This window comes from Ensifer sp. SL37 (assembly GCF_026672675.1).
In the GTDB taxonomy this organism is placed as follows: domain Bacteria; phylum Pseudomonadota; class Alphaproteobacteria; order Rhizobiales; family Rhizobiaceae; genus Ensifer; species Ensifer adhaerens.
Genome location: NZ_JAPPRN010000007.1, coordinates 438698 through 463488 on the forward strand (window position 1 = coordinate 438698; position 24791 = coordinate 463488).

Annotated in this window: 19 protein-coding genes and 3 pseudogenes; 14 read left to right on the top strand and 8 right to left on the bottom strand. The window is 60.4% G+C overall.

What is annotated here, in order from left to right; all coding sequences use genetic code 11:
* Positions 1–200 precede the first annotated feature (200 nt).
* The 3 genes from OVA00_RS34360 (at position 201) to OVA00_RS34370 (ending at position 5619) form a co-directional block, all read left to right on the top strand.
* Positions 201–2417: a mechanosensitive ion channel family protein gene (locus OVA00_RS34360; protein ID WP_268090632.1), complete on the top strand. Its 2217-nt coding sequence runs from the start codon at positions 201–203 to the stop codon at positions 2415–2417.
* A gap of 24 nt (positions 2418–2441) precedes the next feature.
* Complete coding sequence (locus OVA00_RS34365; protein ID WP_268090633.1) at positions 2442–4838, top strand: tetratricopeptide repeat protein; 2397 nt, start codon at positions 2442–2444, stop codon at positions 4836–4838.
* A gap of 484 nt (positions 4839–5322) precedes the next feature.
* Complete coding sequence (locus tag OVA00_RS34370; RefSeq protein ID WP_268090634.1) at positions 5323–5619, top strand: hypothetical protein; 297 nt, start codon at positions 5323–5325, stop codon at positions 5617–5619.
* A gap of 451 nt (positions 5620–6070) precedes the next feature.
* Here the strand turns inward: OVA00_RS34370 and OVA00_RS34375 are convergent, their stop codons facing one another.
* Positions 6071–6664 (bottom strand): mobile mystery protein B, encoded by a 594-nt coding sequence (locus OVA00_RS34375; protein WP_268090635.1) that lies wholly within the window; start codon positions 6662–6664, stop codon positions 6071–6073.
* Between the two features lies 1 nt (position 6665).
* The gene (locus OVA00_RS34380; protein WP_268090636.1) at positions 6666–7130 is read right to left on the bottom strand and encodes a mobile mystery protein A; all 465 of its coding nucleotides are present in this window, start codon (positions 7128–7130) and stop codon (positions 6666–6668) included.
* Positions 7131–7615: 485 nt separating this feature from the next.
* Between OVA00_RS34380 and OVA00_RS34385 the strand changes: the two genes are divergently transcribed.
* The 4 genes and pseudogenes from OVA00_RS34385 to OVA00_RS34400 form a co-directional block, all read left to right on the top strand.
* Positions 7616–7945 (top strand): hypothetical protein, encoded by a 330-nt coding sequence (locus OVA00_RS34385; RefSeq protein ID WP_268090637.1) that lies wholly within the window; start codon positions 7616–7618, stop codon positions 7943–7945.
* 421 nt (positions 7946–8366) lie between these two features.
* Positions 8367–8793: pseudogene (locus OVA00_RS34390) on the top strand (IS6 family transposase); the annotation flags it as partial.
* 714 nt (positions 8794–9507) lie between these two features.
* Positions 9508–9663 carry a hypothetical protein gene (locus OVA00_RS34395; protein WP_268090639.1) on the top strand — a complete coding sequence of 52 codons (156 nt, stop codon included), beginning with the start codon at positions 9508–9510 and terminating at the stop codon, positions 9661–9663.
* A gap of 19 nt (positions 9664–9682) precedes the next feature.
* Positions 9683–9831, top strand: a pseudogene (locus tag OVA00_RS34400) (ABC transporter substrate-binding protein); the annotation flags it as partial.
* Positions 9832–10066: 235 nt separating this feature from the next.
* Here the strand turns inward: OVA00_RS34400 and OVA00_RS34405 are convergent.
* From OVA00_RS34405 to OVA00_RS34415, 3 genes are read right to left on the bottom strand one after another with little or no spacing between them, the layout of a single operon-like run.
* Positions 10067–11122, bottom strand: a complete 1056-nt coding sequence (locus OVA00_RS34405) for a LacI family DNA-binding transcriptional regulator (RefSeq protein ID WP_268090640.1) — start codon at positions 11120–11122, stop codon at positions 10067–10069.
* Positions 11119–11343 (bottom strand): tautomerase family protein, encoded by a 225-nt coding sequence (locus OVA00_RS34410; RefSeq protein ID WP_034798561.1) that lies wholly within the window; start codon positions 11341–11343, stop codon positions 11119–11121. Before OVA00_RS34410 ends, OVA00_RS34405 begins: the two co-directional genes overlap by 4 nt.
* A 15-nt stretch (positions 11344–11358) precedes the next feature.
* The gene (locus tag OVA00_RS34415) at positions 11359–12270 is read right to left on the bottom strand and encodes an SMP-30/gluconolactonase/LRE family protein (RefSeq protein ID WP_060644216.1); all 912 of its coding nucleotides are present in this window, start codon (positions 12268–12270) and stop codon (positions 11359–11361) included.
* 350 nt (positions 12271–12620) lie between these two features.
* Between OVA00_RS34415 and OVA00_RS34420 the strand changes: the two genes are divergently transcribed.
* The 7 genes and pseudogenes from OVA00_RS34420 (at position 12621) to OVA00_RS34450 (ending at position 20262) form a co-directional block, all read left to right on the top strand.
* On the top strand, positions 12621–13745 hold the full coding sequence (locus tag OVA00_RS34420; protein WP_034798635.1) for a sugar ABC transporter substrate-binding protein: 1125 nt from the start codon (positions 12621–12623) through the stop codon (positions 13743–13745).
* A 71-nt stretch (positions 13746–13816) separates the two neighbouring features.
* Positions 13817–15357, top strand: a pseudogene (locus tag OVA00_RS34425) (sugar ABC transporter ATP-binding protein).
* On the top strand, positions 15354–16334 hold the full coding sequence (locus tag OVA00_RS34430; RefSeq protein WP_090297744.1) for an ABC transporter permease: 981 nt from the start codon (positions 15354–15356) through the stop codon (positions 16332–16334). The pseudogene OVA00_RS34425 and the gene OVA00_RS34430 overlap by 4 nt, the downstream one beginning before the upstream one ends.
* A gap of 11 nt (positions 16335–16345) precedes the next feature.
* Entirely contained in the window at positions 16346–17317 is a 972-nt protein-coding gene (locus OVA00_RS34435; protein WP_090297747.1) for an ABC transporter permease, read from the top strand.
* A gap of 159 nt (positions 17318–17476) precedes the next feature.
* Positions 17477–18478, top strand: coding sequence for an alpha/beta fold hydrolase (locus tag OVA00_RS34440; RefSeq protein WP_090297750.1), 1002 nt, complete (start codon positions 17477–17479; stop codon positions 18476–18478).
* Complete coding sequence (locus OVA00_RS34445; RefSeq protein WP_268090641.1) at positions 18465–18896, top strand: DoxX family protein; 432 nt, start codon at positions 18465–18467, stop codon at positions 18894–18896. The genes OVA00_RS34440 and OVA00_RS34445 overlap by 14 nt, the downstream gene beginning before the upstream one ends.
* Positions 18897–19071: 175 nt before the next feature.
* A complete protein-coding gene (locus OVA00_RS34450) occupies positions 19072–20262 on the top strand; it encodes an MFS transporter (protein WP_268090642.1) in 1191 nt (396 codons plus the stop codon).
* Positions 20263–20355: 93 nt separating this feature from the next.
* On the opposite strand, the gene OVA00_RS34455 is transcribed toward OVA00_RS34450, so the two are convergent.
* From OVA00_RS34455 to OVA00_RS34465, 3 genes are read right to left on the bottom strand one after another with little or no spacing between them, the layout of a single operon-like run.
* Positions 20356–21639, bottom strand: a complete 1284-nt coding sequence (locus OVA00_RS34455; protein ID WP_268090643.1) for an SGNH/GDSL hydrolase family protein — start codon at positions 21637–21639, stop codon at positions 20356–20358.
* A 7-nt stretch (positions 21640–21646) separates the two neighbouring features.
* Complete coding sequence (locus tag OVA00_RS34460) at positions 21647–22396, bottom strand: SDR family NAD(P)-dependent oxidoreductase (RefSeq protein WP_192445468.1); 750 nt, start codon at positions 22394–22396, stop codon at positions 21647–21649.
* Positions 22397–22412: 16 nt separating this feature from the next.
* On the bottom strand, positions 22413–24737 hold the full coding sequence (locus tag OVA00_RS34465) for a DUF4962 domain-containing protein (protein ID WP_268090644.1): 2325 nt from the start codon (positions 24735–24737) through the stop codon (positions 22413–22415).
* Positions 24738–24791: the final 54 nt, after the last annotated feature.

Genomic DNA, 24791 nt, shown 5'->3' on the forward strand with positions numbered 1-24791 from the left:
TTCTGACCAACGCCAGAAAGCCGAGCTCGAGGGCCCATGAAGGAGGCCAACGACCTGCGACACCGGTCACCGCCAGTGGCGGTGACCTTAGCCGAGCGCAAAGGCGGCCCGCGAGGCGGCGGACCGCCAGTCCAACGGCTAAGCCGTGCGACTCAAGCCTCGGGTAGCGGGAACGGCGATGGAGGGCTGGGGAGGACACGATGAGGACAAGTCTGCAGAAGATGTTGCTTTGCCTGTACTTGTTGCTGTTGGCTGCACCCGTAGGCAGCCACGCACAAGATGTGCACGCTAGCCCCCCTTCCTCAACCATCACACTCTCGAAAGATCAGCTTGATCAGCTCGTCGACGACGTTAGCAGCGATGTGATCCGCAAGTTGGCAGAAAAACCAGTTGCTCGGGCACCGGAACCCCACCCTGCATCTGCTCTGCCGAAATCTGCAAGTACTCTGGAGCAAGAATTGGGCACAGGAACAAGTCGGTTCTTCCACCGCCTGGTTGCCGCTGTCACCGCACTTCCGCAACTGCCTGAGGTCTTTTCCAGTACTTTTGATCAACTCTATGAGGCGAAGTCAGGTGGCCGGAATACCGGGGACTTCCTGCTGCTGGTCTTGTTCACTGCAGGCACCGCGATCCTCCTGCAATTCGTGGCTACCAAGTTCGGTGATCGGGCTTTAAGCCACAGGCTTTCCGCGGAAGAGACGCCGACGCTCGTGACGGTCGGCTTGGCGGCGTTCGTTAATGTTCTGGCGTTTGGGACAGCATGGGTCGTCTGCGACCTTGCGAAAGGCACCTGGTTTGCAGGAGCGGGAGCTCAGGCAAGCGTTGGCAATCTGCTTCTCAATGTGGTGCTCGAACTGAGTTTCTTCGTGCAGGTGATCGCTATCTGGTTCCGGCCACGAAGGCCGGCCCTGCGGATCGTTGAACTCGATGACGATACGAACCGTGCGACATCTTACTTTTTGGTTATAAACATCTCGGCGAACGCGTTGCGGAAATGGATCTTGGTTCCCGCGGCTGCGGGAGTTTCTTCCGACGCCATTGCGGCGGGTCTTCTGATCAACGCGCTGCTGTTTGCAGCGATCCTCACATGGTCGGCCATTCAATGGCGCCGCGCGATCGGGAAATTGATCGCAACGAGCCTTGGATGGTGGGGAAGCGGCCAAGAGCAGGAACGGATCGTCGATGGCTGGTTGATTGTAGGTCTGCCACTGATCGTCCTGCGCACCCTCGTGGATGTCTACGGTGCCGTGCAAGGCAACCATGTCGAGATGACCGCCATCAATGTGGTCGTCGGGGTCATCCTTGCCGAGTCCTTCTTCAAGTTTTTCCAGCGCAGGCTCGCGGCGAGGGCGGCCGCTGACTCCGGGGAGGCGCCGTCACCCCGCCTTTCCGGCATTGTCATGCGTGTCACGCGTCTTGTTATCATCAGCAGCGCGGTAATCTATGTCTTGCATATATGGCTCGGAGAAGCGTTGGGCATATTTACAACTTCTCAGTGGAACAGTTGGAAGAATGTATTGGTCAGGGCCGGGGTCGTCGCGCTCGGCGCATATATCGCCTGGGAGGCGATGAGGTTCACAATCGACAAATATATGGCTACGGCAACGTTTGCGCCTCAGACAGCCGACACCAGCGTTTCGGCTTCGGATCGAACAAGGGCGTCCCGTATCCGGACGCTTATGCCTGTCGTGCGGGTGAGCCTGAGTGTGTTGATCATCGTTGTCACGGCGCTGATGATCCTTTCAGAACTGGGGATTAACACCGCCCCTCTGATTGCGAGCGCTTCGATATTTGGTCTTGCCCTCTCATTCGGCAGCCAATCGCTGGTGCGCGACGTTGTTTCAGGAATTTTCTACCTTGCTGACGACGCATTCCGGGTCGGAGAATATATTGATTGCAACAAGGTGCGGGGAACAGTCGAAGGCTTTACGTTGCGCTCGGTTCGTCTCCGGCATCAAAGCGGTCAGCTCCATACCGTTCCGTTCGGACAGCTTGGCCAGATCACCAATTTCAGCCGCGACTGGTCCACGGTCAAATTCCAGCTCAATTTCGCCCGTCACACGGACCTGGAGAGATTGCGGAAGATCACCAAGAGCGTGGGGCGTGAGCTGATGGACAGTCCCGACTACAAGGAGGCCATCCTTGAGCCCCTCAAATTGAAAGGCATCTCCGACATTACCGAGAACGCCCTCGTCGTTAGTTTCAAACTTGTCATTCGCGTCGACAGCGCGAGTGGTATCGACGCTGACGCCAAGTGGCGTATCCTGGAGGCCTGTCGCAGAGAGGGAATAGAACTATCCTCTTCGCTGCCGAGTTCAGCGCAACTGAAACTCGATTCGGTCGGCGACTCCACGATGCAGCAGCCCAGCGGAACCGATAGGGATGCTGTGTTGGATCGGCCGCGCGCTGCGTTATAGGGTATGATCGGAGAGGTAGGTTCGATGAAAGCGATGCGCTTGTCGGCTAATTCTTCGCCCGACGCCGCTGGTCGCGCGCTGGCGGCCGATGCGTGCGGCCTGCCAGGACGTTGGATGCGAAGCGTGCGGTCGCATTCTTCCATCGGACGGAAAGCAATTCTTCGGGTGGCTTTTTCGGTTTGTTTCCTGCTTGTGTTCGCCGCATCCACGATTGCTGCCGAGACCGCTCCGGTGTCCACCGCCGATCCGCGGATCTCGATCCACGACGGATTCGTGGACGAGAAGGCTTGTGCATCCTGCCATGGCGACCAGGTAGCCGCCTTCGCCAAATCCAACCATGTAAAAGCGATGGCAGTTGCCGACGACAGCACGGTCCGGGGCAATTTCAACAACGTCCAGTTCGATCACGACGGCGTCGTCACGAACTTTTCCCGCCGCGACGGCCGCTTCTTCGTCCGGACCGAAGGGCCGGACGGCAAGCAGGGGGAATTCGAGGTCAAATACACCTTCGCCTATGAGCCGCTGCAGCAGTATCTGGTCGATCTGGGTGGCGGCAGGCTGCAGGCTCTCGATGTCGCCTGGGATACGGACAAGCAGGAATGGTTCTGGCTTGGCGAAGGCACGCCAGCAAAACCGGGCTCGACATATCATTGGACAGGTCCGTTCTACCGCTGGAACCGCACCTGCATCGACTGTCATTCGACCGATCCTCAAAGCAATTTTCAGCCGGAGACGAACCACTATCAATCAACCTATGTCGCGACCAGTATCGGCTGCCAGTCCTGTCACGGAGCTGGTGCGAAGCACGTCGAATGGGCCGAGGCAAGATCCAAAGACGCCACTACGTCCATCGGTTCAGATCTCGGGTTGCCGCAGGTCGACGCGAACATCTGCTTCGGTTGCCATTCGAGACGGATCAAGCTCGGCGACGGCTATGCTGCGGGAAAACACTTTCTCGATTATTTTTCGCCGGCACTGCTCCGTCCCGATCTCTACTTTCCGGACGGGCAGATTTTCGACGAGGTGTTCGAGTATGGCTCCTTCCAGCAGAGCAAGATGGCAAGAGCGGGCGTCACCTGCCTCGATTGCCACAGGCCACACGAGGCAATGTTGAAGGCGGATGGCAATGCCTTGTGCACTCAATGTCATACCGAAACCGCGCCGGAGCGGTTCGCCAAGTATAACCCCGGCGGCATGTTTGACACCCCGGCCCACACCCACCATCCGGTCGGTTCGACCGGCGCGCAGTGCGCCAACTGTCACATGCCGAAGCGCACCTATATGAAGGTCGATCCGCGCCGAGACCACTCCCTCACGATCCCTCGCCCCGATCTCTCCAACGCTTACGGAACGCCGAATGCCTGTACGGGGTGCCATCAGGGCAAAACCAATGCCTGGGCAGAAGAGAACATGGACAAGTGGTACGGTACCGATTGGCGCGCACGCCCCACGATAGCGCACGCTTTCGCCGCGGCCGCAAAAACCGATCCGGCCTCGATCGAAGCTCTGCGCAAGCTTGTTTTGGACCGGGAACAGGCTGGCCTCGTCAGAGGCAGCGCGATCGTCCAGATGAGCCGGATCGGTGGGGCAGACATCGTCGCTGACATAAAGGCAACCGCCGGAGATCTCGATCCTCTGGTCAGGCTGGGAGCGGCGGAGGCGGCTGGCAACCTGCCACCAGAGCTCAGGCTGGATGCAGGCGGGAGACTGCTTGGCGACGAAACCCGTGCCGTGCGCGTGGCTGCGGTGATGGCCCTGGGCGCCATCCCCTCCCTGGATCTTCTTGGCGACCAACGAAAGAGGTTCGAAGCCGCGGTCGAAGACCTACGTGCCTATGTTGAAGCGAATGTCGACGTCGCCGAGGCACAGAGCAATTACGGAACTTTCCTGTCCGGCCAGCGGCGCACGGGAGAAGCGGACAAGGTGTTCCGCCAGGCGATTGCGCTTGATCCGACGCTTGTTGGACCGCATATCAACCTCGCCGAACTCTACCGTGCCACCGGGCAAAACGACAAATCGGAGCGCGCCTATGCCGAAGCGATCCTGATCTCCCCCGATCACGCCGACTTGCGCTATGGACACGCGCTGTCGCTCGTTCGCGAGCACGCGATGGCGGAAGCGATCCGCGAGCTCAATGAGGCGATACGATTGGATCCGGGCAATGCTCCCTACAAGACGACGCTTGCCATCGCGCTCGATTCGCTCGGCCGGACGGAGGAGGCCCTCGTCCTGCTGGGTCGGGCAGTAGGACGTGGAGAGCTTGACGCCAATCTGCTCGGCACTGCGATCAACTACGGACTGAAACTCAGACGCTTCTCGGAAACGCTGAAGTACGCCGAGGCACTGGCCCGTCTGCAACCGGACAATCCACAGATTGCAGAGCTGATTAGGCAATTGCGTGCGGCAACCGGTGTCCAATAAGGCGCGGCGCCACATTAAAGCAGCTGCCCCTTTCGGGGGGAGTGCAATGGCAGATGGATCTGGTTACGAGGACAAACGGCCGCTTGGAAAGCCTCCGTGGCGCTCGATTTCGGCCCGCTGCTGGCCGTCGACGTCAAGCGCGTTAGGGCACGCAAAAGGCTGACTGAGAGCTGATCGACAACCTTGTGATGGCCCCGTTCAGCTTGAGAGTGGGCGGCGAAGCCAGGGGTAGTGTCGTTTTGCATTTAACCGCAAGACTCCGACCGAAATAGTTTGAGACCGGTAACTTCTCCGGGGTTGAGCACGGATTTGCATAGACATCGCTTTGCTCAAGGAGGCGACCGTGGCGGTGGAGTGGACGATCACGATCCAGGGGAAGAACGAGTTCGGCGAAGTCTGCCGTCGGTAGGTCCGCGTTGACAAGAGTTGGGAGCGTCTGTTCGACGGAGAGATCGGCGTCTCGATCGAAGCGAGCAAGAAGATCATGGCGGCGCTTCAGGGCGCGGTCGTGAGCCACGAGGCGGAGACCTATTCCCTCTTTCGTCGGGTCTGCCAGGATTGCCACACGTTCCGGCCGGTCAAGGACTACACGACACGCCGGATCCGAACCGTGTTCGGTACAGTCGAGGTGCGCAATCCCCGCTGGGAGCTGTGTCGGGATTGTCACCCGGGCATGGCCGGCGCCTTCGCCGCTGAAAGAACTCTGCCCCGATCGGGCGACGCCCGAGTTGATGGAACTGACGGCACGGCTGGCAAGCATGAGTCAGCATCGTCGCGGTAGCTGTCGACCATAGCGCCGACGAGAGCCCGCCGTAACGCTGGGTGTAGGTTGTAAGATAGACCATGGTTGCAAATGCGGTGAGTGACCACAATGTGACGATACCTGCCGACTGAAGAATAGAAATCACGATTGATCCCGATGCCGCAGGGGCCGAAGCGATCGACCTTGCCGGCATTTTTTCGAACCGCGGCCTCTCATCGACATGACGACGCATGTAGAGGGCAACGACACCGAGGAGACCGCCGACAATGAACGGGACACGCCAGCCTACTCATCGATTTGGTCAGGGGGAGGAAAGTCGATAATGCGGCGGATTTCGGATCAAAAGGATAGCGATTCCGGTAAATCGGGGACAGTCGTTTCACTAAATCGCGGACATTCTCGCGGGATCGACCTTCGTTCGCCTGGTTGATGTCATTTGCTATTGGCTGGCTAACTCCCCGTTCGAACCTCAAGAGCGGGCGAACGCCAGCAACGGTCCTATGTCGTGGTTATCAGCCGCCCGAAGGGCCGCAACATAACGAGCGAGGGTCTCGCCCGCATCCACCAGATTAGCTCTGCCCCAGGTAAAGGGCGGCCGGCCAAGCCGACGTGCCAGCAGATCACCAGCCAGCCGGGAAAATCTGCCGTTCCCGTTCGGAAAGGGATGAATGGCCACGAGCGTATGACTGAACCGCACGGCGATCTCGTCGGGCGGAAAAGTTTCGTGCTCGACCCAGTAGCGTACGTCGTCGACCACCTGCCTGACTGCCACTGAGATGCGATAGGCATCGATACCGATATTGCGAGGCGTGGTTCTGTAGTCCCCAGCCCAGTCCCAAACGTCCCCAAACATGCGGCGATGCAGCTCACAAAGAAAAGCCTGGTCGAGCACGTCCCTTTTTCGCGACGTTGCCCACCGCAGGCCCTCGCCGATATTGACTTGCTCGGCCTCATTCAACTCGTGCCGCAAGGTGATGTAGGAAGGGATGAGCCGCTCCCGCTCCTCAGGGCGTAGAGGGGTGTTTGCCTCGTCGTCGTCCTCGAATAGAGGATCTTCAGCCATCTCAATCCTCATCCCAAAGGCGCCGTGCAGAGTCGGTAAGCAGGGATTCGACGAGCCGCCGACGTTCTGCCTCCAGGTCCGACTTAAGCAGCGCCTGATTCTCCAGCCGCATGGTGTGGTCGAGCCTCGTCATATCCTCGCCCACCTTTTCGGCGGCACGCTCGTAGAGGATATCGTCGAGCGGTTTGATCGGCACGAAAGCGTAGACGAACGTGCAGTTCATTGCCGCAGCGGCCTCACGAAGGGTCTTGATGGTTGTCGCCCCGGAAACCTCGGCCTTCTCGATGGCCGGTATGCGAGACGGAGCCGCTCCCATGCGGTGGGCAAGTTGTCGGGTGGTCATACCAAGAGCCTCGCGGATGGCCTTCATCCAACCGCGAGGCGGCGAGATGATTTTGAGTTCTCGCACGGGCGCGAGACGTCTTTCCAATTGTTTTCGCGCGAGCGCGGCCTGCTTCTTGTTCATAAATTTATGTCCACAATGAAGACAATGATCACAAATAAATTAGCAACGTAAGCTTAATTGAACATATAAAGATAATCAGTATGCCCATCTTTGATCATATATCCATGAGCATTGGCGGCAATCTCAACGTGAACTCTCTAGTCGCAGCGAACGAGTGCAGGCTTTCAAACCCGACAACAGCTGCATAGCGCCTTTTACCGCTGATTACTTCTACGCTACGAGCTCCACCGCTCGGCCGGGTCGCGCAGGGATGGTCAGTATGGTTCAGTTTCAAGACTGGTGCGACTACAACGACGGGCTCTGACGTCGCCGAAACCACGATACCCTTCCTGCCGAAGGGCATGCAAAGTTCGATCCCGGATTGCGCTTTGGTCGGTGCTGCTCGTCGCGAAATAGCGGCCACCGACATCACCCCGACCGCCGCGGCCGCATCGGGCCACAACGAGCTCGAAATTTCGCGCTGAATTAGGATTGGCACTGCGGACATGAGCCGTGTCGATGCTGATGACGAACTCCTTGCGTCGGTCACCAGGAAGCTGCACTTCAAGCTAAGCGCGTTCCTCCGTTTGATTATAGACCTTGCGCGCCGTTCTTCCCGGGCAATCTGGTCGTCGAGCCGCTCGCCGATCCTGATGGTCCGCTTGCGCACGGTGGCATGCGTTTCTGTCGGCTCGACGGGCAGGAATTCGGCCAGCACCGTCGCTGCCTGCCGGTACGGCATCCGTATTGCTAATCCCGCTTTCGGGGGCGCTCTCAGACAGGGTTGGAAGACGACCGGTGATCTGGGCAAGCGTGGTGGCAATTCCCGTTTATAGCGCAATTGTCGGTGTGCCAGGTTTTGCTACGATTGTTCTGTTACAAGTCGCTCTTGCCGTTCCTACCGCGCTCGTTGCTGGTGTTGGTCCAGCGCTTATATCGGAACTTTTCGCAACCCGTCACCGCGCCACGCTGGTCGGCGCTTCCTGCAATCGCTATTACGATTTTCGGTGGTTTCGTTCTCCACCATTCTCATTGCTCAAACGGGTTCATCGGTTTCTCCGGCATACTATGTGATGGCGGCAGCACTGTTGACCGGTGCGGCATTACTGACAATCCGTGAGACGGCACACGACCAGCTTCTCTGAAACCTAAATGAGGGCCTGTTTGCATGGTGGGCCCTAACGCTTCTTAGACCATCGCCTATTTCCGGCACTGTAAAATTAACCTGCGAGCGATTGAACTGTGGAAATAAGAGGGATGCCACAAACGGCCCGCGATCCCTTTAGTCATCGTCATCGGTTTCCAGCTGAAGTGATTGCACACGCCGCCTGGCACTATCTTCGTTTCCCACTCAGTTTTCGGTTGGTCGAAGATTTGCTGGCGGCGCGTTGAATCATCGTCTCACACCGGACCGCGGCTATTGCGGAGAAATTCGATCGGCACATTGCCAGCGAAATCCGCAGACGATCGCCGGCCAGCTCGGTGACAAATGGCACCTCGATGAGGCTGTCAGCTCTATTGGGGCCGAGATGCACTGGCTGTAGCGGGATGTCGATCAAGGCGGCTTCGTTCTCGACGTTCTAGCCGCCGCTACACCAATGTCGCTAAACCTTGACGCCAAAGCTCTTGAAAGGACAGGGGCACTCGCCGCGCGTACAAGCTTCGATCCTACGGCGCGGCAAAATGAGACATCGTGCCCAGAGTCGAACATCGATCCCATACCCGAACCGCATCGCGCCAAGCATATGCGTTGTCTCGGTAGGCAAGGGACTCAGGCAGGTGCTAGCATCACGAGAGCTAGAAGCGCTGCTATAACTACGCTGAAACCCAATATGATCTTGATGATGAGGCTTGCATCTTCCAAAACACGCTCCTCTTGGTCGAGCAAAACACGACATACAACCTTTGAAGGCAAAGCCATCTTAACCCAGGATTGTATAGACAAATTTTAATCAGTCTGAGATTGCGGGCGGTGTAGGGTGGTGCGCGGGATTCAGCCGACGGCGACGAGGGCCGAGCCGGTCGGTCGTCCAGGCCGTTTTCTAGATAACAGGCACAGTATCCATCGGGGACAAACCCGGGAAGGCAGGAGAGGTGTGACGCGCAAGCCTGCGGTGACGCCTTTTCGCCAGTGTAGGCTTTCCAAATTTCGAGACGGTTGGGGTTTCGCCTGGTTCATTCCTCACGGAGGTCGGCCGTCCTCGAGAGGATCTTGCACTCGCCGTGATGCTTCTTATCTCAGAATCCATCCTCAACACGGAGCCTCGAGATGGATGAGGTCGCAACGAACATAACCTGTGATCGTGAGAGCGAAATCATTCCACACACGTGCGACAATCGCGACGCGCAAGTGACAGCGACGTGTCTGCGTTGTCGAAAGAAGCAACCGGTCTCACGCATGGACGCCGACGGTTGCGGCATCTATGAGGAATGCCTCGCGCCCGCGAAACAGCAGCCGATGACGGTTGCGATGCCGATGAAGCGGAAGCTGGAATTGCTACATTGGGCGGCCGACCGCGAGACGCTGATCGTCGAGGACGATCTGGGCAGCTAGTTTCGCTATCGGGGAGGTGGGCTACTGCCTCCCGGCGCGCTTCAATGCCATGTTGAAGGCTGGCAAGTTCCCGCAGGAGCTGCTCGACAAGCTGCCGCCTGCTGAAGCCTAAAGACGATCTTCCCAACGGTCGACGAGCTTTCCGCCAACAAGACGGCGATCGTCTAGGGCTGGGAAAAGGTGGCTCGGCGTTGCCGTAGACGTGCTCGGTGAACATTCGGCACATCGGCACTAAAGCTCAGTTCATGGTGGCAATTTGCGGACGCTTCAGTGGGCGGTAGCTAGGCGCCCGACGATACCACCAAGACCTCAGCCTTCGAAGTAGAGGTATTGACGAGGCGATGAGGTGTCTGCGACAAGTTTCCGGATGTTCCGATCCGCTCGGTTCCAGCGCGGTGCTTTGTCATTGCATCGTACTTTCACGTATCTTGAGCTCGAAGCCGAGGTCAACGATTGGCGATGCGATTGGCCGGCCGGCCAGTCGATCAAACACCATCTGTACAGCCTGTCGGCCGATTTCATAGCGCGGCGTGCGGATGCTGGTGAGCGACGGATAGGCGACGTGCATCATGTCGAGGTCGTTGAAGCCGCAAATTGCCATGCGGTGGGGCACGGCGATGCCTGCCCTTTGGCATTCAAACAGCACGCCCATGGCCAAGTCGTCATTGTTGCAGAAGACGGCGTCGAGATCGGCGACCTTTGCCAATGCGTCGGCCAGGAGCTGCCCGCCGAGCGAGACGCGCGACGGCGTCAATGTGGTGGTCACAAGCTTGGGATCAAAGAGCTGTGCGGCCTCGAGCGCCGAGCGGTAGCCGGCGAGGCGGCGCTGCGAGCGTGGATCCATTCGGGCGCCGATGAAGCCGATGCGGCGATATCCCGCCTCGATCAGATGATTGGTGGCCACCTTGCCGCCATCGAAGTGGGAGAAGCCGACCAGCATATCGACCGGATCCTCGCCATATTCCATGATCTGTACGATGGGGCAATCCGCGCTCTCGAGCAGTTTGCGGGTCGTTTCGGTCTGGTCGATACCGGACACGATCAACGCAGATGGCCGCTGGCCCAAAAACATCCGGATCAGCCGTTCCTCTTCCCGTGGAGAGTAGTGGGTGTTGCCCATCTGGATCTGCAGCGGGCCGTCGCCGAGCCCGTCATAGATGCCTCGAAGGGTGTCGGCGAAGACGATGTTTGTCAGCGACGGCACGAGAACGCCGATCACATCGGCTCGCGCGGACGCGAGCGCGCGAGCATTGGGATCGGGCGCATAGCCAAGCTGGATCACCGCCGTATCGATCTCGGCGCGCAGTTCGGCCGAAACGAGCGATGGGTCACGCAGCGCGCGCGAGACGGTGATCGCCGCGACGCCGGCCAATTTGGCGACGTCGGCGATCGTCGGCCTGCCACTGCCGCGCCGGCTTGCCTTGCGGCCCTGGTCTTTGGAGACGATGCCGTCCGTCACGTCGATCCCTGCCGGTTGCGCGCGCGCAAGGTCTCCACATCGGTGTTGCCGACATACCAGTTCCTTGCGTCGACCTCATCGAAGACGACGGAAATTTCACGCTCGGCAAGCCCGGTCGCTTCGGCAATCGCCGTTACGACCTTGCTTGCGATCGCAGCTTTCTTGACCGAAGGATCGTCGCCGAGGACCTCTCGTACGATGGTGATCCGCACGAACGGCATGATTGACCTCCTGCCTCAGTAGAGACGTGCGCCGTTGACCATCAGCCGAACGGCATAAAGCGAACTGGTTGCGCAGATGTAGAGGATGTTTCGCTTGGGCCCGCCGAACACGCAGTTGGCGGTGTTTTCAGGCACTCTGACCTTGCCGAGCAGGGTGCCGTCCGGGTGATAGCAGTGGATGCCGTCGCGGGCACTTGTCCAGATCCGGCCTTCGTCATCCAGACGGAAGCCGTCAAACAGCCCGGCGGTGCAATCGGCAAAGACCTCGCTACCCGACGCGGTACCAGTTTCATCAACATCGAATACACGCATATGCGCTGGAAGATCAGGGCCGTGCGTCCGTCCGGTGTCGACGACGTAGAGCCGTCTTTCGTCAAGGGAGAAGGCAAGGCCGTTCGGCCGCACCATGTCTTTAATGACGGCAGTGACCGCGCCCGTCGCCGGGTCGACGCGATAGACATGGCAGGCGCCGATTTCGCTTTCGGCCTTGTGGCCTTCGTAATCGCTCTCGATGCCGTAGGCAGGATCGGTAAACCAGATCGACCCGTCGGAGCGCACGACGACATCGTTCGGTGAGTTGAGCCGCTTGCCGTTCCAGCGATCGGCGATGGTTGTGATGCTGCCGTCATGGTTCGTGCGGGTCACGCGGCGGCCGCCGTGCTCGCAGGTCACCAGGCGGCCCTGCCGGTCGGTGGTGTTGCCGTTTGAAAAGTTCGACGGCTGCCGGAAGACGCTCACATGCCCATCGGTCTCGTCATAGCGCAGCATCCGGTCGTTGGGGATGTCCGACCAGACGAGATAGCGCCCGGCGGCGAAATAGGCCGGCCCCTCGGCCCAGCGACACCCCGTATAAAGCTGCTCCACGCGGGCGCTGTGGTTGACCAGCCGGGCAAAGCGCGGGTCTACGATCTCGAAATCCTCGGCCATAGGGCTCCCTCATGCGGCAAAGAACGTATTCTTGAGCGTCGCGATATGATAGCGCTATCATTGCGGAAGGAAATAGGCTTCCTTCCGAGACGTCGAAATCACGCTGATTTCGATCTTAAACCGGTGATATTCGGTCCTCCGTAATCCGCAAATGTTACTTTACAATCGCATGTGGTAGCGCTACCTAATTAAGAGACAGCGGTGTTTTCGGGAGGAGACCAGAGCGCCTCGTCAATGGTGAAAGCAGGCATCCAGCGTGCCGGTGCCGCAGGAGTTCGTGCCGCTCGAGGGTGAGTTTCATCCCCGGGCTGGAGAACAAACAAGTGGCGCGCCAATGGGAGGAAATGTCGATGGTGAAGTCACTCGCTGGCGGCATCGTTGCCGCCACTGCCTTTTTCATGCTGGGATCTGCTGCCTATGCAGATCCGGAAATCGTTTCAGGGCCTGCAGCCGAGCCGGAATGTTTCGCGCCGTGGTCGGCGGATACGAAATTCTTCAAGTTCCCGAAAAAGGACGGCCCGTATCGCATAGCACTTGCCAACGGCTACATCGCCAACACCTGGCGTATCCAGATGGTGCAGACCGCCAAGGCCTATGCCGCTCAACCCGACGTCGCAGCCAAACTGAAGGAGTTCAAGGTCGTTTCGACGGGCGAGGATGTGCCGGCCCAGATCTCGGCGATCAACAACTTCATCGACTCCGGCTATGACGCGATCGTCGTCAATGCCCAGAATCCGACGGCGTTTGCGCCGGTCATCAAGCGGGCGAAGGAAGCTGGCGTGGTGCTGGTCGCCTTCGACAACATCCTCGACACCGAGGACGCCATCAACGTCAACGTCGACCAGAAGGGGCTCGGGCAATTGTGGGGCGACTGGCTCGTCAAACATCTGCCTGATGGCGGCAAGGTGCTTGAGGTGCGCGGTGTCGCCGGCACGTCTGTCGATACCGACAGGCACGACGGCATCCATGAGAAGCTCCAGGCGTCGGGCAAGAAGTTCGAGGTCGTCGAGGTCATGGGCAAATGGGACGACGGCGTCGCCCAGAAGGTGACTGCGGACGCAATCGCAACCAGCGGCCCCTTCGACGGCATTACCGGGCAGGGCGGCGACACCGGCATCGTTCAGGCGATGATCGACGCAAAGCACCCCTTCGTGCCTTTCGGCGGCGAAACCGAAAACGGATTTCGCAAGTTCTGTGCGGCACATGCCGCCGACGGCCTGAAATGCTCGTCGGCTGGAACCGGACCCGCGCAAGTGGCCGTCGCCATCAAGACGGCGATTGCCGCGCTCGAGGGTCAGGTGGTGCCGCAGTCGGTCAAATTGCCCTTGGCCATCGTCGAAGATCCGAACTTCAAGGAAGGCCAGGATTATTTCCAGGCGGAGTCCGACAATTTCTTCGTCGGCAATTCGTTCCCCACCTGCGGGATCAATTTCTCCGCCCAGGAGATCATGAAGCAGAGCAAGGATAACCAGTAGTTCGATCAGGATCAGGGCACCGCACAGCTGTGCAGTGACCTGTCGTCAACAACGGTTTTCCGGAGAGCGCAATGGAAAGCGGCGCACCGCTCTTTCGCATGGAAGGCATATCGAAACGCTACGGGGGGGTGCGGGCGCTTGAAAATGCCGAACTGTCCGTCAGGACCGGCGCCATTCACGCCGTTCTTGGCGAGAACGGTGCCGGAAAGTCGACGCTCATCAAGATCATGGCGGGCGTTGTCGCCGCCGACGAGGGGCAGATGACGCTCGATGGACAGCCGGTGACGTTTGCGTCACCGGCCGCCGCCAACGCCGCCGGCATCGCCTGCGTCTTCCAGGAGCTGTCGCTGATCCCGGAACTCAGCGTCGCCGACAACATCGTCATTTTCAATCCGCCGACCCGGTTCGGCATGATCGACCGCAAGGCCCAGCGGCGTCTGGCAGAAGAGGCGCTGGCGCGTGCCGGTGCGGCAGACATCCACCCTCTGGCGCTGGTCAAGGACCTGCCGCTGTCGCGCCAGCAGATCGTCGAGATCGCCAAGGCGCTCGCGCGCAAACCACGCATCCTCATTCTCGACGAGGCAACGTCGGCACTGACGGCGGCCGATGTTTCCAAGGTCTTTGCCGTGTTGAAGCGGCTGCGCTCTGAGGGGCTGGCGCTTGTCTACATCTCGCACCGGATGAACGAGATTGCGGAACTGGCAGACGATTGCACCGTGTTTCGAAACGGCAGCAAGGTTGCAAGCTACCCGGCAGGAACAAGGAGCGACAGCGAGGTCATCGAGATGATGATCGGTCGTGAATATCATAGCGTCTATCCACCCAAGCCGGGCCCGCTTGCACCAGCGGCACCCGTCCTTGAGACGCGAAATCTGTCCTGGGCGAACCGCCTTCACGACATCTCGTTTTCATTGCGTGCAGGCGAAATCGTCGGTCTCGGCGGGCTGGACGGGCAGGGACAGCGCGACCTCCTCCTGGCGCTGTTCGGGGTCTTGCGCGGGCTGCGCGGCACGGTTCTCGTCGACGGCAGAGCGATCAGCATCGGCAGCCCTGCGCAGGCGCGCCGGCACGGCATCGGCATGGCGCTCATTCCCGAGGACCGCAAGACCGAGGGGCTGATGCTGCCGATGACGGTGCGTGACAATCTCTCGCTCGCCTCTCTCGACCGGCTGACGCGTGGCGGGATCATCGATCGCCCCAAAGAAGAGAGCGCTATCGACCGGATGATGACGTTGCTGTCCATCAAGGCGGGCAACATTGACGCGCCGGTCGGGGCGCTTTCGGGCGGCAACCAGCAAAAGGTCGTCATTGCGAAGTGGCTGATGCGGCAGCCGCGCATGTCCTTCTCAACGACCCCACGCGCGGCATTGACGTCGGCACCAAACAGGAGATCTACCAGCTCTTGCGGCGTCTGGCGGACGAAGGGGCGGCTATCCTCTTTTATTCGACCGACTATGCCGAACTCATCGGCTGCTGCGACCGGGTCCTCGTGCTCTATGACGGGGCGGTAAAACGGGAGTTGGCGGGCCCTGAGATAACGGAGCGCGCGCTGATTGCGAGCGCACTCAACATTCCGTCCGCAGACCCAAGCCACCGGGAGCCCATCCAATGAACGACTGGCGGTATCGACTGACGGAACACCGGGGCACGCTGGCGGCGGTTGCGATCTTCGTGGTGATGTTCATCATCTACACAGCGAACCATCCGGCCGGCTTCACCGCCAACGTTATCCAGACGGCCGCCAACAAGGGCGTGCTGCTTGCCTTTGTCGCGATGGCTCAAACCATGGTGGTGATCACCGCCGGCATCGATCTCTCGGTCGGCATGATCTTCCTTCTCACCAACTGCCTGGCCTCGTGGCTGGTCGTTGGCTCGCCGCTTGAGACGGCCTTCGGCGTCTTCGTCGTCCTGAGTGTTGGGGCCTCCTGCGGCGCGATCAATGGCGCCATTGTCATCTATGGGCGGCTGCAGCCGATCGTGGCGACGATCGCAACTGGGGCGGTCTATTTCGGCTTTGCCCTGTTGCTGCGGCCTTTTCCCGGCGGATCCGTCAACGAGGGGCTCGCGGATGCCCTGACCGGCCGGATTTTCGCAGTTGTGCCAGCGAGCCTCGTCGCGCTTGCAGCGGTTGTCGTCGTGATATGGGTGCCCTTCAGCCGGTCGGTCTATGGGCGTGCAGCCTATGCCGTGGGCTCCTCCGAGACGGCCGCCTACATGTCCGGCATGCCGATCCGCCGCGGCAAGTTGCTCGCCTACACGCTTGCGGGCCTGGTCGCCGCACTCGGGGGGCTGTTTCTCACCTTTTTTACCTATACCGGCGACGCAGCACTCGCCAGCGGCAACGCCTACACGCTGTTTTCGATCGCAGCCGTGGTGCTGGGAGGCGTTTCGCTGTTCGGCGGCAAGGGCAGCGCCATCGGCGCGGTCTTCGGTGCGCTGGCATTCCGCACGATCGGCGACCTGTTGTTCGTTTTCGATCTCGATCCACTCTGGCAACCGCTGTTCCAGGGACTGATCCTGATGGCGGCCATCAGTCTCGGGGCCCTTGCGCTCTTCAGGGTGCGCAATAGATTGGAGTGGTTCCTGTGAGCGAGACTGCAATGACTGGCGCAACCGGACGCAAATCGACCTTCATACGCAATCTCGACCCGGCGGTGGTCACTGCGTTCGGCTGCATCCTGCTGCTGCTTGTGCTCGGCAGCCTCTATTCGCGCAGCTTCCTGTCGCCGGAGTATCTGCTGCAGCAATTGAAGGTGGCGTCCTTCCTCGGCATCATCGCCACCGGCATGATGCTCGTCATCCTGCTCGGCCAGATCGATCTTTCGGTGCCGTGGACCGTTGCCACGGGCGCGATGATGGCCTGTGCGGCCGCGGCCTACGGTCCGGTCGGGACAGCGCTTGCCATTCCCTTCGGCGTCCTGTGCGGCATCGGCATCGGGCTCATCAACGGCGTCGGGGTTGCCTATCTGCGCATCCCCTCGATGATCGTGACGCTGGCGACCAATGCCGTCGCCCAAGGGGTGATGGTGGTCTATACGGGCGGGTTCTCGCCACAGGATTCCGCCACTACAGCCATGCGCTATCTCGCCACCGGCGCTCTGGTTCCCGGTATTCCGAACGTGGTTTTCATCTGGGCGCTGATCGGCGCGGCGATGGTCTTTCTTCTGCGTCGGACGGGCTTCGGGCGCGCGGTCTACGGCATCGGCAATCGCGAGCGCGCGGCCTATCTCTCTGGCATCAACACCCGCCGCATCGTCATGATTGCCTTTGCCGCCTCGGGCGGGCTTTCGGCGCTTGGCGGGGTGCTGCTCGCGGGCTATGCCTCGAAGGCAGCGCAATCCATGGGTGATGCCTATCTTCTTCCGGCCATTGCGGCGGTCGTCCTTGGAGGAACGTCAATCCTCGGCGGGAAGGGATCCTATCTCGGCACGGTGGCGGGCGTCATTCTGATCACGCTCCTGCAATCGATCCTTTCTGTTACGCAGATGCCTGAAGCCGGGCGCCAGATCATCTACGGTGTGGTGATTATCCTGATGCTTCTGCTCTATGGTCGCGCGCCGGCGAGCCGGTAGGAATGCGGGCTCGCGACATGTCACTCGGCATCGCACCTGACGCTCCGCATCGCCGAGAACAGTGTTCGACGCTGTCGCGAACGACACCGGACTAGAGACCAAAACCGATTGCGCTTCTCGCACGTATATTCCTGGAGGTCGCTATTCTTCAGGAGCAACATGAAAGCGCGCGCAAGATTTCAGGTAGTCCTAAGCCTGCTGATTTTGATCGGGACCATTTTCGAGCCGCTCAGGGCGATCGCGGACGAGGCGCGCCCGGTTCGCATCGATGTCGGCGGCTTCAGTCTGAACAGCGTACTTCTTAAACCCGGCAAGCAGACGAGCCTGCCGCCGATCGTTTTCATCCACGGTGCCAGCGCCAGTCTTTACGACCCGATGTATGCCTTTCGCGGGAAGCTCGAAGGAAGAGCGACGCTTTTGTTCGTCGATCGGCCGGGACATGGCGGCTCGGATGTCGGCGGACCTGAAAACATACTGCCTGACGGACAGGCGGACGCCATCGCAAGTCTTATGGCAAGGCGCGGGATCCCGAAGGCGATCATTGTCAGCCACTCCTTTGGCGGCGCGATCGCAGCGGCCCTTGCCGTGCGTCATCCCGAAAGGGTTGTCGGTCTCGTCTTCCTGTCGCCAGCCGTCTACCCCTGGAACGGCGGCGTCGCCTGGTATTATGACGCAGCAGCCGTTCCTGTGTCGGGTGCGCTCTTCAGCACTCTGATCGCCCCGCCAATCGGCCTTCTTGCGATCGGCAGCGCGACCCGCGCGACATTTGCGCCGAACAAAATGCCGAAAAACTATCTGCGTGGAGCCCGGACCCTGCAGGCCCTCAGGCCCGCAGCCTTCCGGCACAATGCCCAGGAAGTGGCGGCACTCAACGACTGGACCCGGACGGCAAGTCGGAAATACCGCAAGATCAAGGCGCCGACGGTCATCATCACCGGTGACGTCGACAGGATTGTCTCACCCAATGTGCATGCACGGCACCTAGCCCGGGATATCCGCGGCGCGAGGCTTATGGTCGTGCACAATCTCGGGCACAAGTCGGACTATGTCGCAAGCGATCTGGCCGTCGCGGCGATCGAAAAGATCAGTGGCCGGAAAGTCGATCTGAGCGCCGTAGCAAGGACGATCGAAGAGCGGATCGCGGCAGATGGCGAGCGTTGATCTCTGGCGGTTGAGGTGCAGGGCCGGCATGGTCGCGCTCTATGGAACGGCGGGCGTTCTGCACGTGGCCTTTCCAGCGCCCTTTGTCGCCATCACCCCTTCGTGGGTGCCTGACGCGCCAGAGGTGATCTTGCTGACAGGACTTTGCGAGATCGCAGGAGCGATCGGTCTGCTGATCCCGGCTCTTCGCAAATATGCCGGCATTGCGCTCGCCCTTTATGCGGTGCTCGTCTTTCCGGCCAATATCAAGCATGCACTGGACAGCCTGAGTGCGCCGGAAGTCGCTCCTTGGCAGTGGCTGTATCACGCCGTCAGGCTGCCGCTGCAACCGGTCGTCGTCTGGCTCGCTGTCTTTGCAGGAGATGTCGTGACCTGGCCTCTGCGGTGCAATCGGCCGCGACGGCAAGCGGGTGGCTGACGTCGCAGTGCTCGCATAGGTGGCCGAGAGGGGCTTCCGGCTCGGGCGCCGACGTGCTAGTCAAGCTGCCATAGGGATAACCGAAGCTCTGCCTCGAAACCCGACATGTCCATTCCATGTCGGGGCGATCGCTGGTTCGTGCCCGCATGGGTCATCATGCAGGGAGAACGTGCGCATGAACCCTATCGTTGTCTTGCTCGCATTTGCGACATTTGCCACAGGAACCGCTGAAAACATCATAGTCGGCATCGTCTCCGATGTCGCCGGCGAGCTTGGCGTTTCGATCGCGTTTGCCGGGCAGTTGACGGCCGTTTTTTCGATCGTGTTTGCCTTGACGGCGCCCTTGGCGCTCGTCCTTACGATGAAGATCGAGCGCAGGCGCCTTCTTCTTTGTGCTCTGGGCCTGTTCGTCGTTAGCAATCTCTGTGCGGCAGCGAGCCCCAATTTCGCAACGCTTGTCGTCGCCCGCATCGGCATGGCCATGGCGAGCGCGACCGTCTGCCTTCTGGCAACGATGTTGGCGACCGAGCTGGTCGCGAAAGACATGAAAGGTCGAGCCATCGGCATCATTTTCATGGGGATCAGTGGCTCGCTGGTGCTCGGCGTTCCCGCGGGAATTTTCATCTGCGGACTTATCGGCTGGCGGGGCGTCTTCATCGCACTGTCCCTGCTTGCCGGCTTGGTGTGGTTGGCAAGCTGGCGGCATGTTCCGGTCTCCGCTCGCCGTAAAGCCGCCCTTCCAACGTATCTGGACCACCTGCGAAAGCCGCCTCTCGTTGCGGGCCAGTTTGTCTCCATTCTGATGATTGGCGGGCACTTCGTGCTGTTCGCCTTTCTTGGCCCCTACCTCGTTGAGATTGCCAGCGTTGCCGCGGAAAACATCGCGATAGCCTTTGCGGTGCTTGGTATTGCCGGCGTGAGCGGTGGCTATCTCGGTGGTTGGCTTGCCGACCGGTTTTCGCCGCGCAACGTCCTTTTGCTCACGCCGACGGCCTACCTGCTCGCCCTTGTCACAATACCGTTGGTCGAGGGCAGCTCGTGGGTGATGTTCAGCGTGCTGATGATCTGGGCCTGCATCAGCTGGATGATCTCGCCGGTGGTACAGAGCTTCTTGATCTCAGCCGGGCCGGAGACGGCCGATACCGGCATAAGCCTGAACCTGTCGACAATGCACATCGGTGTAGGGCTCGGGACGGCAGTTGGGGGGATCGCGCTTGCAAACCTCTCAGTCCACGCCCTGCCGTGGGTTGGAGCGATCATTGCAGCGCTTGCCGTGGTCGCGAGTTTCTGCGCGTTCTGGTCGTCGAGGTTGGCAGAAAGACCACGAGAACGCATTCCAGGCCAAGCCAAAAGCCCTGCCGCATAATCGGAACTCATGGGATTTTGGAGTATCGCCTACGGATTTGGTCCTCTGTGGGCCGCGTTCAGCGCGTGTTGAGACGAGCCATGGCCATTCACGTCAAAACAGCTGGCTCTGTGGAGGCATGACCTGACGCAACTCGGGGCTTGAAAACTGCATGCTTGATGGTTGTCTTGACGGACCAACCTGCAGGTTGAGCCCAAGCCGGAGATCTTGCATCGGCGTCTTCAATTTGATCGGAGGTGTCCTCAACACGCCCGACCACGCCTCCCTTGGAAAGGGTGCGAGGTTTCCATCGCCGAGATCGAACGGAGCGAGCGCCTGCGACACCAGGCCCTCCGCCGCACCATCTTCCAGGATCAGCGAAATGTCCCGCCAGTCACCGTGCGCGGGCACTTCCACCTGGACGCTTGCCTGCACCCAGGTGCCCGCCGGCAGCGGACTAACGAAAGCGTCCGGCAGGAGATCCACGCGGCACCTCTCGGTCGCCACACCGATCTCCTGCCAGTTCGCCATGCGGTCGGGCTGGCAGATGATCCGGCTTGCAGTCGTTCGACCGTGAGAAATGGCCAATCCCTCGGCCAACGGTCCGTTCCCGGCAAGAAGGGGATTCGGCAGGATGTTGCCGATCGGGTTGTTGACTGCATCGAAACGGTCGTCCTGCGCCCATGTTCGAGGAGCAGGTGGAGCGAGGAAGCCACTAAGATAGGCTGCCAACGCCTTGCCGACCGCGTAACCGCCCGGAACCGAAAAGTGCGTGCCGTCGTCGGAGAAACCATCGTGTGGCGCCCCATCGGCAGAATAAGGGTCCACCCAGACGGAATTCCAGTCGAAGACGTGGCAGTGCGGTCTCATGGCTGCAAAGGCGAGGCTCTTCTGGTTGATCCAGTGTGCTTTTGCCCGTTCCGATCCGCCGGCGACCCATTTCTGCGTGCCACGCGCCAGGATCGGCAGCAGGATCACCGTCTTTCCAGCCGCTATCAGTCGATCAACGACCGCTTCGCGGATAGACTGGATGACTTCCTTTGTCTCAACCATCATGTCGTTCGTGCCGGCATCGACGACGATCAGGTCAAAATCGAGCTTCAAGACCTCCTCGAGACGCTGTGCGATGTCCCGGGCCTTCTGGCCCGAAACGCCGGCGTTCAGTCCGCCGAAGCCACGGGTGACGCCGATCCTGCCGCTTGGCTCCCAGCCGGGAAATACGCGCGGATCGTGAAACACCGTAATGTCGAGCTGGCCGGCGGAGAGAACCTCCGCCCATGTCGTCCACCCGCGGGCGCAGGAGTGGATGTGCCTGTCGCCTGCGTGGTGGTTCTGCTGGACAAGCGACGTGCCGATGAGGGCGACGCGCTTGCCATGGATCGGAAATCGCACTGTCATGACCATATCAGGAAAACAGCGTGCCGCCGTTTACATCGTAGCAGGCGCCGGTGATGAACGACGCCTCATCGGAGACAAGGAAGGCGACCAGATTGGCGACCTCGTCCGATCGGCCCTCGCGCCTGACCGGGGTTGCGGCAGCGACACGCTCGCGCACTTCCGGCTTGGTGAACGTGTCGTGGAAGGTCGTAGAGATCATGCCCGGGCAAACCGAATTGACGCGGATCCTTGGTCCGAGTTCTTTTGCAAGACCACGCGTGAAGGTCATGACCGCCCCCTTCGAGGTGGCATAGGCCAACGCACCAGGGCCGCCGCCATCGCGGCCGGCCTGTGAGGCAAAGGTGACGATCGCGCCACCGTCGGCCATCGCCGGAACGGCCGCCTTGGATGCATTGAAGAGTGAAGTGAGATTGACGTCGATCACCTGCCGGAAGAACGCCTCGTCCATGTCCTGCAAGGTCTTGCGCGCCAAAAGTCCGCCGGCGACATGCACCAGCCCATCGAGCCGACCGAACGCGGCAACTGCCCCGTCGACGGCCGCTTGTGCATCGGCGGCCACGGTCATGTCCGCCTTGATGGCGATCGCCTTGCCACCGGAAGCCGTTATCGCCCTCACGCACTCCTCGGCGCCAGCCGCCGAGCCAAGGTAGGTGATTGCGACCTTCGCGCCGTCGCGGGCAAGCCTCTCGGCGCAGGCCTTGCCGATGTCGCGGCCGCCGCCAGTTACTAAAATGACCTTGTCCTTCAGTCCGTTCATGACATTTCCTTTCCGATCAGAAGTTCTTGGGGATGATGATGCGCAACTGGTTGTCGTCGACATCGGTGAAATAGAGGTCGGCACTGAAGCCCTGGTCATCGACGAAGTGAAAGACCCGCCGGGGTTCGCTAAGGGCATAGGGAACGAGAAGCGTCACCAGGGTCTGCTTGGTGGACGCTGGAAGCGTTGCCTCGATGTGATATTGGGTGGCCAGGCCCTCGATTTCGGTTGGATCGACGCCTTCGAAACCTTCGATCATGCGTATCTGCGGCGGCCCTGCGGTTGAAAACACGAACTGCCCGTAGAGCCCCGCCCGTTCGCCGGTCAGACGAAAACTGTTGCTGCCCACGTCCATTTGATGGGAGGAGTGAAATAGCCATTTGAGGGGCTGTGGTTCGACGCATTCGACGCGATCGACGATGACGAGAAAGTCGCTGCTGGCGAAATGGATGTCTCGCTCGACCCTGAGGACCAGCGGATTGTTCGCCCGATAGGCCGCCGTGGCATCGCCGCTGATGAAGACATGCGTCGGCTCCTCGCGCACCGCCGTGATCCGACCTCCCGCCTTCTTGCCGATCGCCTTGTCGCCTTCGGCGTATTGCCCGCTGCCGCCTATGAGGACCGCGTTCTTGGATATGGTCTGCCGGCGCCAGTTGCGATGCATGGTCGAGTTGAAGGCGACATAGTAACCGCTCTGGATCGCCAGATCCTCGCCGAAGGCATAGAGCAGGAATGCGTTCTGGTCGCCGTGACTGTGGCTCAAGGAACCAAAGGGGCTGCTCTTGAACAGGAACTGGATGTGGCGATCGGGATCGTCCATGTGTTTCTGGATCGAAACCCAGCCGATCTCCCTGAACCACTTGACCGGCGGCAGGTCGGCAGGCGCCTTTGCCTCGACTTGCGGGTAATCGTGCCGATAGACAAGCTCGTCGAAATTGAGGTCCCACCAGCCGTAGTTATAGAATTCCATGGCGGTACCGGCGGCATCCGCCTTCAGCCGCTCGAAATACCACTGGTAATGGGCGTTGCCGGTGACGCCGGCAAACTGGCGGACATTGTAGCCAACCTTGAGACCAGGCGGATCGCCGAGGGTGGAGTCGTCTCCGAAGCATGCCCGCCTCGTACCCGGCGCCTTCGTGTAGAGCGGAAAATCACCGGTTTTCTGGAAGAACGGCCGCCGATAGAGATCGACCTTGAGGAAGTTTCGGATGAGATTGGCGGCTTCCGTCAGATAGGCGATGCCGGTCATCCAGTAGTGTGGACCCTCCGCCCACCCGCCGTCGCTGTCGCCCCATGGCGAATAGAGGGTGAAAAGAAATTCGACCGTATAGTCCAGCCAGCCCTCGGCTTCCTTTTCCTCACCGGCCAGCGCGATACAAGCCGCCGTGAGGGCCGCCGAAAGCGAGCGCACCGCGTGACTGTCATAGGGGAAAACATGGATGCGCGCACGCCAGATCACGTGGTCTGCGACTTCGCGTGTCCGCGCAAGGAGCACACGACGCACGCGCTCTCGCTCACCGTCATCGAGATGGTCGTATAGCCAATCGTAGCCCCAGGCGAGCGCGGTCACTACGCGGAATGCCGCCTCGTCATTGTAGGAGCGGGCCGTTGCTCCCTGCGGATCCCAGGTCGCGACCGACAGCAGCCAGTCCTTGGCCCGCGCAATCATGTGTGCGTCATCCAGGATGACACCTGCAATCGCCAGGTGCCGGATGGCGTAGATCGCCTCCTGGCAGTCGATGTACATCTGCCGCCAGAGTTTGGCGGTGCGCACATTATCCGGGTAACGTTGCGGTTCGGCGATCAGGCTCCGCGAGAGCCACGGCTCCACCGAGTTCACGTAGAAGGTCTTCCAGCCGCAGCAATCAGGATCCTCCTGCAACCGGCCGCGGAAGTTGGTGATGCCATCCGGATTGAGCCACAGGCGGGGATGGCGAAGATCCATGATGTCGCGCCGCTTTGCCGCGCGCGGCAAGGCCGTCTCGGGAAGGCCCGGCTTGAGCGAAAATTCACGCACGCTGCTCCAATCGGAGGCCGCGCGCTTTTCGGCATCGTTCCAAAGGGCAAATGACCAGCAGTAGGAACCGGGTTCGAGCGCTGTATCCGGGGTGAAGAAGTTCCAGGCGATATTGTCGAAGACCAGCGTCCGCTCGGGCGCAAAGCCTGCATCGCTGGAGATCCGCACCACATACCGCGCATCGTCGTTCAGGGCCGGCAGCCAGCTGAAACGGGGCGGATTTTCGACAGAGCTTTCGCCGGCCGGCTGATAGCCGATCGTCAGGGTCCCCGGTTTTGGCTCATCGAGATATTGCAGGCGGGGTGCTTCAGCGGTTTTGGGCATCGAAATGACGTCCTTTGAATACGTGATAGAGGCGGGCGCGACCCGGTCGCGCCC

Excerpts from the sequence above, each read along its gene's own strand:
- OVA00_RS34440 (WP_090297750.1), top strand. The coding sequence starts at position 17,477 with ATGAAAGCGCGCGCAAGATTTCAGGTAGTCCTAAGCCTGCTGATTTTG.
- OVA00_RS34375 (WP_268090635.1), bottom strand. The coding sequence starts at position 6,664 with ATGGCTGAAGATCCTCTATTCGAGGACGACGACGAGGCAAACACCCCT.
- OVA00_RS34450 (WP_268090642.1), top strand. The coding sequence starts at position 19,072 with ATGAACCCTATCGTTGTCTTGCTCGCATTTGCGACATTTGCCACAGGA.
- OVA00_RS34370 (WP_268090634.1), top strand. The coding sequence starts at position 5,323 with ATGGCGGCGCTTCAGGGCGCGGTCGTGAGCCACGAGGCGGAGACCTAT.
- OVA00_RS34380 (WP_268090636.1), bottom strand. The coding sequence starts at position 7,130 with ATGAACAAGAAGCAGGCCGCGCTCGCGCGAAAACAATTGGAAAGACGT.
- OVA00_RS34385 (WP_268090637.1), top strand. The coding sequence starts at position 7,616 with ATGAGCCGTGTCGATGCTGATGACGAACTCCTTGCGTCGGTCACCAGG.
- OVA00_RS34430 (WP_090297744.1), top strand. The coding sequence starts at position 15,354 with ATGAACGACTGGCGGTATCGACTGACGGAACACCGGGGCACGCTGGCG.
- OVA00_RS34420 (WP_034798635.1), top strand. The coding sequence starts at position 12,621 with ATGGTGAAGTCACTCGCTGGCGGCATCGTTGCCGCCACTGCCTTTTTC.
- OVA00_RS34465 (WP_268090644.1), bottom strand. The coding sequence starts at position 24,737 with ATGCCCAAAACCGCTGAAGCACCCCGCCTGCAATATCTCGATGAGCCA.
- OVA00_RS34445 (WP_268090641.1), top strand. The coding sequence starts at position 18,465 with ATGGCGAGCGTTGATCTCTGGCGGTTGAGGTGCAGGGCCGGCATGGTC.
- OVA00_RS34360 (WP_268090632.1), top strand. The coding sequence starts at position 201 with ATGAGGACAAGTCTGCAGAAGATGTTGCTTTGCCTGTACTTGTTGCTG.
- OVA00_RS34415 (WP_060644216.1), bottom strand. The coding sequence starts at position 12,270 with ATGGCCGAGGATTTCGAGATCGTAGACCCGCGCTTTGCCCGGCTGGTC.
- OVA00_RS34395 (WP_268090639.1), top strand. The coding sequence starts at position 9,508 with ATGGACGCCGACGGTTGCGGCATCTATGAGGAATGCCTCGCGCCCGCG.
- OVA00_RS34410 (WP_034798561.1), bottom strand. The coding sequence starts at position 11,343 with ATGCCGTTCGTGCGGATCACCATCGTACGAGAGGTCCTCGGCGACGAT.
- OVA00_RS34435 (WP_090297747.1), top strand. The coding sequence starts at position 16,346 with ATGACTGGCGCAACCGGACGCAAATCGACCTTCATACGCAATCTCGAC.
- OVA00_RS34460 (WP_192445468.1), bottom strand. The coding sequence starts at position 22,396 with ATGAACGGACTGAAGGACAAGGTCATTTTAGTAACTGGCGGCGGCCGC.
- OVA00_RS34365 (WP_268090633.1), top strand. The coding sequence starts at position 2,442 with ATGAAAGCGATGCGCTTGTCGGCTAATTCTTCGCCCGACGCCGCTGGT.
- OVA00_RS34455 (WP_268090643.1), bottom strand. The coding sequence starts at position 21,639 with ATGACAGTGCGATTTCCGATCCATGGCAAGCGCGTCGCCCTCATCGGC.